This window comes from Neoakkermansia glycaniphila (genome assembly GCF_900097105.1).
In the GTDB taxonomy this organism is placed as follows: domain Bacteria; phylum Verrucomicrobiota; class Verrucomicrobiia; order Verrucomicrobiales; family Akkermansiaceae; genus Akkermansia; species Akkermansia glycaniphila.
Genome location: NZ_LT629973.1, coordinates 712,884 through 727,679 on the forward strand (window position 1 = coordinate 712,884; position 14,796 = coordinate 727,679).

The following is a 14,796-nucleotide window of genomic DNA, read 5'->3' on the forward strand; positions in this document are numbered from 1 at the left end:
TTATACATTAATAATTAATTTAAAAGGAAAAATAGACGATTATAGATGGGAAAAGTCACCGTCAACGGAACCGTCGTCCTGCACCAGCACTACCTCTACCGTGGCTACCTGCAAATCGCGGCTCTCGACCTCACTCGCAGCAACGCCCCGGCCCTCTGGCTCCTCCACTGGGGCCCGACCCAGCCCGTAGCGACGCGCCCCCTCTCCCTCCGCAAAAACGGCACATGGTACACCTACGGCCACGACCTCACGAAAAACGTCACCGAACTCTACAAGGCGGACGGCACCATCGCCACGACCTACGACTACACCCCGTACGGCTCAGTCACCGCCAGCGGCATCGACCTGCCCATCCAGTGGAGCAGCGAACACTACGACCCCGAATTAGCCCTCGTCTATTATAACTACCGTCACTACAACCCACTAGATGGCAGATGGATCAACCGTGACCCCATCGCTGAAGAAGGTGGGAGGAATTTGTACGGGTTTATCCGAAATAACCCATATGCAAATACGGATTACATTGGAGAAACCCCAAAGAAAATAGAATGTCAAATCATTTTAGTTTGGGGGCACGGTTCCGACGTGGATGAGTCTATTGCTCAGCAGCATAGCAAATACAATCCGCATACATGCGCATTCGGTCCATTAGGTTGTTATGCCGACGCTGCTCCCGATGAGTATGCGATTCCAGATTTCCCCGATGTTTCGCAATCATTAATCGGCGATTCAGAAGCTTGTACAAATGCAGGCTTCAATCCGCCGGATGATAATGAGATAAAGAATGAGCAAGTTATACGAGCCAATCGACGACAGGGGTTCGCCAATTTATTGAGGGCAGCTATAACCTCAGCGACAAAAGAAGCAAAAAAAATATGTGAACGCTCAACTTGTCGATCTGTATCCATACTGTTTATAGGTATTGGGGAAAGGTCTGGTTTGGAAGGGACGAAGGTTTTAGGAAAAAGATTACAAAGTACCACAGAAGCTAGTAAAGGATGGAGCAACAGGAAAACATGGACCATTCCATGTCCAAAAAAGAAAATAAAAAAATGTTAAATGATATGAATGTATTTATAGGAAAAACGATATTTTTCGGCATATGTAGTATTTCTTGCCTTTATGCTCAACCCAGCGAGGTACATATTGATCTTAAATTTGAACCAAAGAGTGAATGGGTCGATCATGAAATGATTATTCGGAATGAGAATGGCAAAACGGTCTTTTTCGATGTGAATGATTCCAAAGTCATCCGTACGAGATTGCCACAAGGCCGCTACATTCTTAAAGTGCGGGCATCTACCGAATCCTTGTTTGAAGATTGGTTTTTTCAAAAGGAAATCACGATCAACAAGACGATCATGAACATGCAGTATGTCATTCCCAATTATCGAACAAATCTTGTTTTGCAAGCACATTTGTTGGGAGGGACTGTAGCTGCAAACACCCTGCCTGCAATTATACGTTCCTGTTCGGCTGACCGTACAGTAAATAACGAGTATAACATGGCTGCCTTTTTGAAAAAAGATGGAGCAATCTTTACATGTTCGGCTTATTACCTTCGAGAAGGTATCTATCAAGTGGGAGTTTATTATCCACCACATAAAGACTGGAAGTCTCCCAGTAAGGTGTTTTATTTTGAAATGAAACTACGAGATGGAAAAATGGTAGCGCAACTATTACCGTCATGAAAATAAATTGGATATATATACTTGATTAGCCAATTTGAGAATGATCAACTATTCTGTGCTAGAAAGGGTGCAGGATAGTTGATGAAACACATTTACATCTTAAGCAGACTACATGAGGCGTTGCTATATGAAAAAAGATCCCGCCAATGGTCTGGGTATATTATTTAGAAACCACTTTAACCTAGCTTGGAAACTTATCATTTTGAGTTCCCCTCTTTCAGAATGAGACATACATCACGGCCCTGCCCCGGAAAGGGTACGAAAAAGGGAGCGGGAAAACCCGCTCCCTGAAATATTTGATCGCCGGGCGTGTTACTTGGCAGGAGCCGGAGCAGGCACGGGGGCTTCTTCAACCACCGTTTCGTCTTCTTCGACTTCAACGGGAGCATCGGAAGACAACAGGCCCTTCAATGCATCGTTGCCGAAGAATCCGGCCTTTTCGATGCGTTCCACTTCCGTATTCAGCGAATTGGCCACATTCTGCAATTCCTGCAGCTTCTGGAAGATCTTCACCAGCTCTTCCTGCGGCAAATTGGCTTGATCGCTGTTCTGAGCGAGCTTCAGCTCCTCATTCAGCTTTTCCTGCAGGGTCTTCAACTGCTGCAGATCGGTGGCTGCCTTGGCTGCGGACGAACCGTCCGTCGTTGCCTTGAGCAGATTTTCCACAGTCTGCATGAGCTTCACCCAATCACCCAGCACTTCGACGGCCGGACGCGTAGCGGCGGCTGCCGGAGCAGCGGGTGCGGCAGGGGCGGGAGCCGGAGCCTGTTCCTGTGCGAACACGGGAGCAGCCAATGCTGCGGCGACGATCATGGAAACATAGCTTGTAGTTTTCATATACGCGACTCTAGCTCCAGCATCCGACGAAGTACAGTTTAAAATCTAGAATATAGGCGTCTTCCCGTCATCCTGCCGCGACTGTATTCAAGCATCCTTTTCGGAAACTGCGGCAGGCTTCTCTTCCGCCTTATCCGCAGGCGGGGCCACGGGAACGAGAGGCTGCAGCAGCTCAAGAAGAGCCTGGCTATCGTAATACATCTTGCCATCCAGCAGAGCCACCTTGAGAAGAATATCCTTGTTGAGACGGTCGATCGCCTCAATACGCCTTTCCAGCGCGGGAACATCCTTCGCATCGGGTACGGGAACGCGTTCCCCGTCGAGATATTGAGACGTCTTCAACACCTGAAGACTCTCCTTGATCTTCTCCAGCGGTACGGCGGCGGCATCGGCAGAAGCCTTATCCTTCACACCGTCAAGCAGGCGCTCCATCTCCCTGAGACTCGTTTCGATTTTGTCAAGAACCTGCGAAACAGACTCCTCCTGCCCCCATGCGGGAGCCGCAACGCCTGCAACGGCAACAACTGCCACACCGAAAAGAAAACCGTGCCATCTCATGCCTCACAGTGTACAGACGGGAACCTCCCGCCACAAGCCAAAAAAGTGTAACAAACCTGCAACAGAGCAAACCGTGCAATGAACTCAAATACCCTGCTTGTCGTACAGCTCCCGGTACAGCGGACAGGAGGAATACAACTTGCTATGCGTCCCGTCGCCCACGATCTCCCCGTGGCTGAACACCAGAATGCGATCCGCCACCCGGATGGAGCTGAAACGGTGCGCCACGATCAGAGTCGTACGCCCCTTCACGAGATGTTCCAGCTCGTGCTGAATCTTCTCCTCGCTCTCGGCGTCGAGAGCCGCCGTCGCTTCGTCCAGAATCAGAATCGGAGCATCCTTCAGGAATGCGCGGGCAATGGCCACGCGCTGCCGCTGACCGCCGGAAAGGCCGCCTCCGGCATCGCCCAGCACCGTATCGATCCCCTGAGGCTGATCGTCGAGGAATGAGAACACGGAAGCTTCCCTGGCTGCCTGCAAGACCTCTTCATCCTCCGCCTGTGGACGGCCGATGCGAATATTCTCCTTGATGGACTGGCGGAACAGCATCGCATGCTGGGAAACCAGAGCCAAATGCCTGCGCAGCTCCGTCTTCGCCACATCCTTCACATCCACCCCATCAATCAGCACCGCGCCGGACGTCGCATCGTAGAACCGGGGAATCAGGCTGGCAAACGTCGTCTTCCCGGCGCCGCTCGGCCCCACAAGAGCCACCACCTGCCCGGCGGGAATCTCCACCTGGATATTCTTCAGAATGGGCTTGCCCTCCTCGTAGCTGAAATTCACGTTACGGAACGAAATCCGTCCTTCCACACGCCCGATCGGCTGCGGCAGCTCGGGATCGGGCATCGTATCCGGTTCGGAAAGAATCGCATCGAGGCGTTCCAGCGAAGCCTGCGCCTGATTCAACTTATTGAAAGCTATACCTGCCCTCTTCATCGAATCGAACGCAAAGAACAACGCCCCGGCGATACCCAGGAAATCCGTCAGCGTCATCCCCATCGCACGGCCCTGCACCAGCATATTCGCCAGAGCGAGAGCCGTCACCGTCTCCATCACCGGCACGAGAATCTGCTGATACTTCACTGCCTTCAGCTGATCCTTGCAATACTTGTCCGTACCCTTTGACAACTCGTCAATCTGCCGCTGTTCCAACCCGTAGGAACGAATCTCCCGCTGCGAAGCCAGACTCTCCTGCACCACGGAGGTAATATCTCCAAGCCCCTTCTGCGCCTTGCGCGAACGGTTCGCAATACGCTTGCCGCAAATGATGATGGGAGCGAGAGCCAGTGCGGCGAAGCCGATATTCGTCAGCATCATCCCCATCGTCCCCTGCTCGTACATCATGTAGACCAGAACCCCAATCGCGCTTACCGCCGTCAGCGGCTGCTTGATGATATCGTTCGACACCTGCGTGATCATCGTCTGCACATTCTGCGTATCCGTAATCACGCGGCTGATCAGATCGCCCTTTTGCTGGCGTTCGAGGAAAGAAAGGGGCAAAGACTGCAGCTTCCTGAACACATCCATGCGGATATGCTCCAGAATCTTCATACCCACATAACTCACCAGCACCGCATTCAGCCACATCGCCACCCCACGGATGACGAAAACCACAGGCATCACGGCACAGGCCAGCAAAAGCAGCACATTCTTCAAATTCGCGGGATCGACCCGCGCCGCCATAAACTCGGAAACAGCCTCCGGCATCTTCGACGGATCGAACACCACCGGAAACACCTTGTAGATCATGAACGGAATCCCCATGCCGCTCGCCCCGGCGGCAATCACGCCGGACAGAATCGCCAGCAGGAACCACCACTTCATCGGCAGCAGATACCGCAAATAGCGCATCATGCGTTCCCTCATACCGCAGCCTCCTTTCCGGCATGCATAATCTGCTTATCGTACAGATCCCTGTACAACGTCGAAGAAGCATACAATTCCTCATGCGAACCGTCCGCCACAATGCGGCCAGACTCGAACACGAGAATGCGGTGCGCCATGCGGATCGTACTGAAACGGTGCGCAATCACGAACGTCGTATGGCCCTTCGCCAGCTCGTTCAGCGACGCCTGAATACGCGCCTCACTCGTCATATCGAGAGAAGCCGTCGCCTCATCCAGAATCAAAATCGGCGCATTCTTCAGGAATGCGCGGGCGATAGACACGCGCTGCCGCTGCCCGCCGGACAGACCTTCGCCGCCCTCGCCGATCTCGCGCTCGTACCCATCCGCATGCTGCTCCGTAAACTCGTTCACCGAAGCGAGAGCTCCGGCACGGAAAACCTCCTCATCCGTCGCATCCTGACGGCCCATCCGGATATTCTCCTTGATCGTCGTATGGAACATCACCGGATGCTGGGACACAAGCCCCACAGCCTCCGTACGGTCTTTTCGCGAAACATCGCGCACATCCACCCCGTCGATCTTCACCGAACCGTCCACCACATCGTAAAAACGGCACAGCAAATTGATAAACGTCGTCTTGCCCGAACCGCTCGGCCCCACCAACGCCACAATCTGCCCCGCAGGCACATGCACATCCACATCCCGAAGCACGGGATTATCGGCTACATAGGCGAAATTCACATGCTCGAACCGCACCTCGCCCCTCGGATGCTTCAGCGGCACCGGGCGCTCCGGCTCGGGAGTCTCATCCTTCGCGGACAACACACCCAGCAAACTATCCACAAGCGTCAGCGTCAGCTTGTACTGGTTATGCACCGTACCCAGCCTCTTGATCGGATCGTAGCAATAGTACAAAGCCAGCGCAATAGCCGTAAACTGCTCCAGAGTCAACCCGTGCGAACAGCCCATATACAGCGCATAGGCCAACGCCACCGCGCTCAAAATCTCAATCACCGGAGTCAACGCCTGACTGCAAACCGTCATCCGGAACAAAGCCGTCATCATCCGCCGTATCTGCCCCAGAAAGGTCTCCTCCTGCTGAGCCTCCATATTGAACGCACGCACATCCCTCTGCGCCGAAAGATTCTCCTGCACCGTCGCCGTAATATCGCCGAGACCGCTCATCATATCGCGCATCTTCTTCAGCATCGCACTGCCCACCTTCTTGATGATGGGAATGCACAGCGTCGCCACCACCATATTCACCAGCAGCACCGGCACCTGCTCGCTATTCAGGGCGGCGACGACCAAATACGTCATTGCGGCAACCAGCGTCAGCGGCTGAATCACGACATCGTTCATGATCGTCAGCATCCCGCTCTGCAAAAACTGCGTATTGTGAATCACCCGGCTGATCAGCTCGCCCTGCTTGAACCGCTCGTGGTAGGCCAGAGGCAGCTCCTGCAACCGCGAAAAAACGGCAAGGCGCAAATTCTCCAGAATCCGGAGCCCCGCCTTGCTCAGCAAAAACACATTCATGAACGCAGCCATCCCGCGCACCATCATCACCAGCGGCAGCATCGCCGCCGCTGCCCACAAAGTCACATCCGGCAAATCCTCCGACGCAAAATACTGCCGCAAAAACGCCTCCACGCCCTCGGGCAGCGGATCCTTCCCGAACACGACGGGGAACACATGCTCCATCATGTAGGGAATACCGAAACCCGCCGTAGCCGCTGCAATGCCTCCGAAAAAAATCGCCCAGAGCAGAGTCCTCTTCTGCTGACGGATATAGGACACCCAGAGAAAACGCAACTTTTCCCGGGTGGAAGCGTCTGGAGAAGGCGTCTGCATGCAAACGGAATCAGGATTCGGCGCGGCGCTCGGCCCGCTTGCGATCGTTCGCACTCAGCAGGCGCTTGCGCAGGCGGATATTCTTGGGAGTAGCCTCCACCAGCTCGTCCGCTTCGATATACTCGATGGCGCGTTCCAGCGTAAACTCCACCTTCGGAGTCAGCTGAATACTATCGTTCTTATTCGCGGAACGATGATTCGTCAAATGCTTTTCACGGCACGGATTCACGGGCAAATCATTCGCACGCGGATTCTCGCCGATCAACTGCCCTTCATACACCTTCTCCGCCGCACCGACGAACAGGCGACCCCGGTCTTCCAGGGCAAACAGCGAATACGGCGTCGCCACACCCGTCTCCATCGAAACGAGCGTACCCGTCTGGCGCGTCGAAATCTCACCCGCAAAGGGAGCATACTCGCGGAACAGGTGGGAGAAAATACCATGGCCGGACGTCAGATTCACCAGCTCGAACTCGAAGCCGATAATACCGCGCGTCGGAATGTACGCCTGCAGGAACGTCCTGCCCGTACCCTTCGTCTCCATATGCTCCAGCACCCCCTTGCGCGACGTCAACAGGCGCACCGCACCATTGGCGCACTCGTCCGGCACTTCGATATACAGAGTCTCGAACGGCTCCATCTTGCGACCGTCCTTCTCGATCGTAATCACCTTCGGGCGGGATACGCACACCTCGAAACCTTCCCGGCGCATCGTCTCCACCAGCACGGCAATCTGCATCGCCCCGCGGGCGGACACGGAGAAAATGCCAGCCGCATCCGTATCCTCCATCTTGATCGAAATATTCGTCTTTATCTCGCGCTCCAGGCGGTCGCGAATCACGCGGGACGTCACGTACTTCCCGTCCTGCCCGGCAAACGGACCGTCATTGATCGAAAACTCCATCGAAATCGTCGGCGGATCAATCGCCACGAACGGCAACGCCTCATCTTCCGGATTCGAAACCAGCGTCTCGCCGATATCCACATTCTCGAACCCGGCAAGGCCGACGATATTCCCCGCTTCACCCACAGCGGAATCGCTCGTACCCAGACCGGAATATTCAAAAAGCTTCGTCACCTTGCCCTGCACGCGGGAACCGTCCGCACGCAGCAAATGCACCGTATCGCCCTTCTGCACGCTACCGGAAGAAATGCGGCCGATCGCAATACGACCCACATAATCATCCCAGTCGATATTGGAAATCAGCATCCGGAAATCGCCATCGGCATCGGCATCCTTCGGAGCCGGAATATGCGCCACAATCTTGTGCAGCAGCGGCGTACAATCCACAGGCGGATCATTCTCGAGATGATCCATGAAATACCCGTCGCGGGCGGAACCGTACACGAACGGAGCCTCGAACTGCTCGTCCGTGGCACCCAGTTCCAGAAAAAGCTCAAGCACCTGATCCTTCACGGCGGCGGCATTGGCATGCGGGCGGTCGATCTTGTTCACCACCACAATCGGCATCAAACCTTCCTGCAACGCCTTGCGGAGCACGAAGCGGGTCTGCGCCTGCGGGCCTTCATAGGCATCCACCACCAGCAGCACGCCGTCCACCATCTTCATCACACGCTCCACCTCCGCACCGAAATCGGCGTGGCCGGGAGTATCCACGATATTGATCGTATGGCCGTGCCAGTGGATCGACGTATTCTTCGCCTTGATCGTAATACCCTTCTCCCGCTCCAGATCCATCGAATCCATCGCGCGCTCCTGCACCGCCTGATTCTCACGGTAAGTCCCCCCCGCCTTCAAAAGCTGGTCGACCAATGTAGTTTTGCCATGGTCAACGTGAGCGATGATGGCGAGATTGCGGAACTTCGAAGGATCTGGCATACGGCGAGAAGAGGTACCCTGACAAGGCGCTTTTGTCAAGTCAAACTTGCAACAATCGTCTTGATGCAGAAAGGCATTACCCCTTCATCCCCGTAATACGTCCATCCTCATCCACATCGATCTGCTCGGCCGAAGGCACGCGCGGCAAGGCGGGCATACGCATAATCGTACCCGTCAACGCCACCAGATACCCCGCACCATTGGCAATCTCGAAATCGCGCACATGAATCCTGAACCCGCGTGGCCGCCCCAACAGAGACGCATCGTCCGACAGGGAATTCTGCGTCTTCGCCATGCAAACGGAAAGCCCCGTCAGCCCGTTCTTCTCCAGCAAAGCCAGCTTCTTGCGTGCCGGGGCGGACACATCCACCCCGTCCGCGCCGTACATCTGCGTCGCGATCTTCTCCATCTTCACCTCCACCGCATCATCCAGCCCATACAGGCAGGAGAACTCCGGACTCGGCTCATCGGCAGCCTCCGCCACCAGCCGAGCCAGCTCCTCGGCACCGGGGCCGCCCTTGCCGAACACATCCGCCGCCGCACAGCGAACGCCCATCCCTGCACAAAAATCCTTCACGGCCTGCACCTCCTCCGCCGTATCGGAAGCGGCGAACAGATTGATCGCCACCACCACCGGACGCTTGAACCTCGCCGCACTCTCCAAATGCGCCCCCAAATTCTCCAGACCACGCTTCACCGCCTCCACATCAGGCGTCTCGAGCTGATCCTTGGCCACGCCGCCATGCATCTTCAAGGCACGAATCGTCGCCACAATCACGATCGCATCCGGCGAAAGCCCCGCTTGGCGGCATTTGATATCCAAAAACTTCTCCGCCCCCAGATCGAACGCGAAACCGCCCTCCGTCACCACATAATCGCCGTAGGCCAGCGCCATCTTCGTCGCCAGCACCGAATTGCAGCCGTGCGCGATATTGGCGAACGGGCCGCCATGCACAAACGCGGGCACCCCCTCGATACTCTGCACGAGATTCGGATTCACCGCATCCTTCAGCACCGCCAGCAGCGCCCCCGTCACCTTCATCTCGCGGGCATACACCGCCTCGTCGTCCCTCGTAAAACCGATCACCATCCGGTCGAGCCGCTCGCGCAAATCGTCCATAGACTCGGACAGGCACAACACTGCCATAATCTCGCTGGCGGGCGTAATATCGAACGAACTCTCACGCGCCACCCCCTGCTTGTTCAGGCCGATCACCACATTGCGAAGCGAACGGTCGTTCATATCCAGCACCCGCTTCCACGTCACCTTCGCAGGATCCAGCCGCGTCGTCCCGTAGAACAGCGCATTATCGATCACCGCACTCAGCAAATTGTGCGCCGACGTAATCGCATGGAAATCACCCGTAAAATGCAAATTGATCGAATCCGCCGGAGTCAGCGAACTCATCCCGCCCCCCGTCGCTCCGCCCTTGCGGCCGAACACCGGACCCATCGAAGGCTCGCGGAGAGCCAGCACGCTCCGCTTCCCGATCGCCTGCAGCCCCTGCGCCAGACCGATCGAAATCGTCGTCTTGCCCTCGCCTGCCGCTGTCGGCGTCAAAGCCGAAGTCAGAATCAGCTTCCCTTTCAACGGGCGGCCCTTCAGCGCCTTGATCGACACCTTTGCCTTATCCGAACCGTAGGGAATCACCTGCGCGGCATCAATGCCGAGATACTCGGCCACTTCTGAAATCGGTCTTGTCTTTCCAATCATGCTGCCAACATACCAGAAACCGCCGCAGCAATCAAGACCCGACTCCGTCCAAAATCGGCAATCCTCCCCAACAGATAGATGCAAACTCCCTGCCGCATCACATGCATGCGATGCCCAGCAAAAAAAGAACCTCGCACCGCCCCGGCCCGCACACCTGCGCCACCAACGCCGCCATCACCTTGGAACCGGCAGCGCATACCGCTCAAGCGTAATCCAGAGGGCCATATACACCTCCGATCTGAGGCTGGACTGCTCGTCCCTGTAAAACTGGCGGTAATCTTCGGGATCTTTCCTGCTCTGAATCACACTCTCCTGATACGACTTCACGAACTGCCCGAACTCCTCCCTCGCCTTTGCCGGAAAACTCGCCATCAGCCGATCATAAGCTGCGCCTATGCTCTTCTCCGTCTCGTACACCAGCAACTTGTCCACATTGGCCTTCGGATCCTCGGCAAGCATCTCGCGCTCGATGCAGTCCGACAACATCTTCACCATCGCCGCTGTTTTCTCGCTATCCAACAGAGCCACGATCTCGCGGCCCACACGCCGGGGATGCTTCACACGCCCATCCGCCTGCAACACGGCCAATGCCGCATCCAACGAAGCCCCGGCTTTCTCCAAATTCGCCTGAGCCGCAGGAGTATGCGTCAAATGGTAAAAACCCGGCGACACCACAATAGGCGACTCGTCGAGCTTCACACTTTGGCAAGCCGCCAAAAACAAGACGATCAAGGGTAGATAAACGATCTTCATACACGCTCAAATTATCATATCCGGGCATCTTGTCAACTCCGGGCAGCAAAACTCTGACCTGCAAAAAAACATCACCCTTCTTGCCGATAAAACGAAACATCGCACACCGCCCATCAGGCTCATGCCCCATCCCTCCCATGCGAACCGCATGGGAGGCGGTAGTCCACACATCCTACCTCTTCGATAAAGCCTGCACGCGCGAAGCATCCCAGCCGCCGCCGAGCACCTTGTACAGATTCGCCATATTCTGCCGCAGGCTCTGGCGTGCCGAAACAAGCCTCTCTTCGGACGAAAGCCACGACTGCTGCGCGCTTGCCACATTCAGGAAATCCGTCATACCTGCCGTATAAAGCTTCAGCGAAATGCGGGCAGCTTCACGATTGGCGCGGCGAGCTTCTTCATACAAGGGAAGCTGCTGCATCACCTGTGCATAATTGATCAGGCAGGACTCCACCTCGCTCATCGCCACAACCACCGTCTTCCGGTAGGATTCCGCAGACCGCTGCGTCGCGGTCTTCTGCTGCCGCACGCGCTCCCACAAGGCTCCGCCCTGGAAAATACTCTGGTTCACGCCTCCACCCAGCGCCCACGACGACTTTCCGGAAGAGAACATCCCGGCAAAATCAGATCCGGCGCTGGTATTCACGCTGCCCGTCAACGAAAACTTCGGGAACAAATCAGCCACAGCAACGCCGACATTCGCCGTCGCCGCGTGCAAATCCTCTTCCGCCTGAATAATATCGGGACGCCTCCGCAACAGATCGGAAGGAAGCCCAGTCGGCACCGAAGGAATCTTATTATATACATCGGCCGAAGGCATGGACAGCTTGACCCGGTCCAGATAGGAACCGAGATAAATCGCAAGCTGATTCCTTGCATTCTGCCTCGCGGCCTCCATGGCAGGAATCGTACTCTTCGTCGAAGCGATTTGCGCCTTCGCCTGCTCCAGATCCAGATCGGCGGCAAAACCGACACTCTGCCTCTGCACCACAATCTCATACGTATGCTGCTGATAATCGAGCTGCTCCTTCGCAATACGAAGCTGCTCCTCCGCGGCAATCCAGTCGAAATAGGCCGAAGCGACATTGGCCAGCAACGCCGTACGCACAGCGGCAGCCGACGCTTCCGTCGAACGGAGATTCGCCAGCGCAGCCTCGATGGAACGCCTGTTCCCTCCGAAAATATCCAGCTCCCACGAAGCGGACGCACCAAGCCCCCATTTGCCGTGTGAAGTAGAACTGAATCCCGAAGAAGGAGCCGTAGACTGGCTGCCCGAAGCACTGGCCGAAGGCAGCAGAGCGGCTCCGGCAATCCGTGCGGACGATTCCGCCTCCTTAATGCGCAACGCTGCCGCCACCATATCGGGATTGTTGTTGACAGCCTGTTCAAGCAGGGATTCCAGCTGATTGTCGCCGAAAAGCTGCCACCAGTGCGTCAGGGCATCCTTATCGACCGCAGGCGGTACGGCAGTAGCCCACGAGGCGGGCAAATCCTGTTGCGGCGCACCCTTGAAATCGGGGCCGACCATGCACGCAGGCAGCAGCAGCACTCCGGAAAGGCAGGAAATAAGAATCGGTCGTTTCATGGAAAAAAAGTTATTCATGGCGAAGTGCGTCGATGGGGTCGAGTTTGGAAGCCTTATAAGCCGGATACCAGCCGAAAATGATGCCGATGGTCGCCGCCACCCCGACGGAAAGCACCATCGCTCCCGTGGAACTGGCCGTCGTCCAGTTGAACTTCATGCTCACTAGTTCGGACACGCCGCGGCCGAACAGAATCCCGAGGACGCCGCCGACAAGGCACAGCAGCACCGCTTCCAGCAGGAACTGCCACATGATATCGCGAGGCCTCGCGCCCACGGCCATGCGGAGGCCGATCTCGCGGGTACGTTCCGTCACGGAAACCATCATGATATTCATGATCCCCACACCGCCCACAATCAGGGAAATCATCGCCACGGCCAGCAGCAGGCGCATCATCGTCTCGCTGGTGGACGTCATCACGCTCACGATCGCAGCACGGTCGAACACACGGAAATCGTCCAGTACGCCGGGCTCAAGCCCGTGGCGGGCGCGCAGCACAACCGTCAGCTCCCTGATCGTCTCGGAAGAACGGGACGGATCGGCAATCTCCAGCAGAATGGAATCCACCGTACGGAAACGCAGCGGGTGGGGCGCATCGGTATACGGCTGCAAATCGGCGCCGGGATAAAACTGGACGGACGTACTGGGATAGGTGGAATAGGTCGAAGAAGCCGTCGAATTGGCCGAAGCGCCAGCCTTCGTAATCTTCGCGGTGCCCGAACCGCCCTGCAAACGCGTGCGGATACTCGTCCACGGAAGAATCACGATATCGTCCTGGTCGTTGCCCATCATATCCGAGCCCTTCGATTTCAGAACGCCGATCACCTTGAACACCACATCGCGCACGCGCAAATCCTGCCCCACCGGATCGGTATCAGGAAACAGCTCCTTCACGATCGTCGTACCGATCACGCACACGCGGTTGGCCAGCCTCACATCGCGGGCATCGAACGACACGCCGGAAAGCATCTCGTCCCAATCCTTCATCTTGAGATAATTCTCATTCCCGCCCTCAATCGTACGCGGATTCCAGTTCAGATTGCCCGCCACGATCTGGCCGCTGGAGCGCACCACCGGAGTGGCGCGAATCACCGTCTTGCACTCTTTCTCCAATGCGACGGCATCCTCGGAAAACAGCGATGCACGGCCGCCGCCGCCGGAATTCACCCCGCCCTTCGTCACGGAGGCAGGCATCACGCTCAGGGAATTCGCCCCCATCGTCGCGATTTGCTTGGTAATCTGCTCCTTGGAACCCTGCCCGATCTCCATCACGGCAATCACGGCCGCAATGCCGATAATGATACCGAGAATCGTCAACAGGGCGCGCATCGGATTGCGCACCAGCGCACGAATACAGGTCAGAAAAAGCGTCACAAGTTTCATGCGTCAATGGGATGGAGTTTCTCGGAAATACCTTCGGACAGCATGCCGTCCACCATATTGATGGCACGGTCCGTAAACGCCGCAATCTTCGGATCGTGCGTCACGATAATCACCGTCAGCCCCTGCTCGCGGTTCAACTGCTTGAACATGTGCAGCACCTCCACCGAAGTGGACGAATCGAGATTGCCCGTCGGCTCGTCTGCCAGCAGAATGCCGGGATTATTGATCAGAGAGCGGGCGATGGCCACGCGCTGCTGCTGGCCGCCCGAAAGCTGGGCCGGAGTATGGTGCATACGGTCTTCCAGCCCCACGAGCTTCATCAGCCCGAGCGCCCTCTTGTGCAGCTCGGCATGCGGCAAGGCCGGGCGGGCGTATGCCGCCGGCATCATCACATTTTCCAGAGCAGTCGTGCGGGACAGAAGATTGAAATTCTGGAAAACGAACCCGATACGCTTATTGCGCAACCCGGCGCGCTCATTCGCATTGAACTTCGACACATCTCTGCCGTCGATCAGGAACTCTCCGTCCGAAGGCCTGTCCAGGCATCCCAGAATATTCATCAGGGTGGACTTGCCCGAACCGGAGGCCCCCGTCAGCGAAACGAACTCGCCATCGTCGATGCGCAGGGTAATCCCCTTCAGCACGGGGAGATCGATCTCCCCAAGCTTGTACACCTTGGTAATATTACGTAATTCAATCACGGAATCGCAGTATTGAAGTGGACGAGACGGGC

At 56.3% G+C, this 14,796-nt stretch carries 12 protein-coding genes; 2 read left to right on the forward strand and 10 right to left on the reverse strand.

Annotation, left to right across the window (positions count from 1 at the left end; genetic code table 11):
• The first annotated feature begins 45 nt into the window (after positions 1-45).
• Together PYTT_RS02885 and PYTT_RS13270 are read left to right on the forward strand one after the other, a co-directional pair.
• Complete coding sequence (locus PYTT_RS02885) at positions 46-1,059, forward strand: RHS repeat-associated core domain-containing protein (RefSeq protein ID WP_067773244.1); 1,014 nt, start codon at positions 46-48, stop codon at positions 1,057-1,059.
• Positions 1,029-1,691, forward strand: coding sequence for a hypothetical protein (locus tag PYTT_RS13270; RefSeq protein WP_141675720.1), 663 nt, complete (start codon positions 1,029-1,031; stop codon positions 1,689-1,691). Before PYTT_RS02885 ends, PYTT_RS13270 begins: the two co-directional genes overlap by 31 nt.
• 312 nt (positions 1,692-2,003) lie before the next feature.
• Here PYTT_RS13270 and PYTT_RS02895 read toward each other — a convergent pair whose 3' ends face one another.
• From PYTT_RS02895 to PYTT_RS02940, 10 genes are all read right to left on the reverse strand, one after another.
• Positions 2,004-2,528 carry a hypothetical protein gene (locus tag PYTT_RS02895; protein WP_141675719.1) on the reverse strand — a complete coding sequence of 175 codons (525 nt, stop codon included), beginning with the start codon at positions 2,526-2,528 and terminating at the stop codon, positions 2,004-2,006.
• 87 nt (positions 2,529-2,615) lie between these two features.
• Complete coding sequence (locus tag PYTT_RS02900; protein ID WP_071133255.1) at positions 2,616-3,059, reverse strand: hypothetical protein; 444 nt, start codon at positions 3,057-3,059, stop codon at positions 2,616-2,618.
• A 111-nt stretch (positions 3,060-3,170) separates the two neighbouring features.
• Positions 3,171-4,943, reverse strand: a complete 1,773-nt coding sequence (locus PYTT_RS02905) for an ABC transporter ATP-binding protein (RefSeq protein ID WP_067773263.1) — start codon at positions 4,941-4,943, stop codon at positions 3,171-3,173.
• A gap of 8 nt (positions 4,944-4,951) precedes the next feature.
• Entirely contained in the window at positions 4,952-6,790 is a 1,839-nt protein-coding gene (locus PYTT_RS02910; protein ID WP_067773236.1) for an ABC transporter ATP-binding protein, read from the reverse strand.
• Between the two features lie 10 nt (positions 6,791-6,800).
• Positions 6,801-8,630: a translational GTPase TypA gene (typA, locus tag PYTT_RS02915; protein ID WP_067773234.1), complete on the reverse strand. Its 1,830-nt coding sequence runs from the start codon at positions 8,628-8,630 to the stop codon at positions 6,801-6,803.
• Positions 8,631-8,706: 76 nt separating this feature from the next.
• Positions 8,707-10,344, reverse strand: a complete 1,638-nt coding sequence (locus PYTT_RS02920; RefSeq protein ID WP_067773232.1) for a formate--tetrahydrofolate ligase — start codon at positions 10,342-10,344, stop codon at positions 8,707-8,709.
• 174 nt (positions 10,345-10,518) lie between these two features.
• Entirely contained in the window at positions 10,519-11,097 is a 579-nt protein-coding gene (locus tag PYTT_RS02925; RefSeq protein WP_067773228.1) for a hypothetical protein, read from the reverse strand.
• A 172-nt stretch (positions 11,098-11,269) separates the two neighbouring features.
• Positions 11,270-12,700, reverse strand: coding sequence for an efflux transporter outer membrane subunit (locus PYTT_RS02930; protein WP_067773225.1), 1,431 nt, complete (start codon positions 12,698-12,700; stop codon positions 11,270-11,272).
• Positions 12,693-14,063 carry an ABC transporter permease gene (locus tag PYTT_RS02935; RefSeq protein WP_067773222.1) on the reverse strand — a complete coding sequence of 457 codons (1,371 nt, stop codon included), beginning with the start codon at positions 14,061-14,063 and terminating at the stop codon, positions 12,693-12,695. The genes PYTT_RS02930 and PYTT_RS02935 overlap by 8 nt, the downstream gene beginning before the upstream one ends.
• Positions 14,060-14,764: an ABC transporter ATP-binding protein gene (locus PYTT_RS02940; RefSeq protein ID WP_067773220.1), complete on the reverse strand. Its 705-nt coding sequence runs from the start codon at positions 14,762-14,764 to the stop codon at positions 14,060-14,062. Before PYTT_RS02940 ends, PYTT_RS02935 begins: the two co-directional genes overlap by 4 nt.
• Positions 14,765-14,796: the final 32 nt, after the last annotated feature.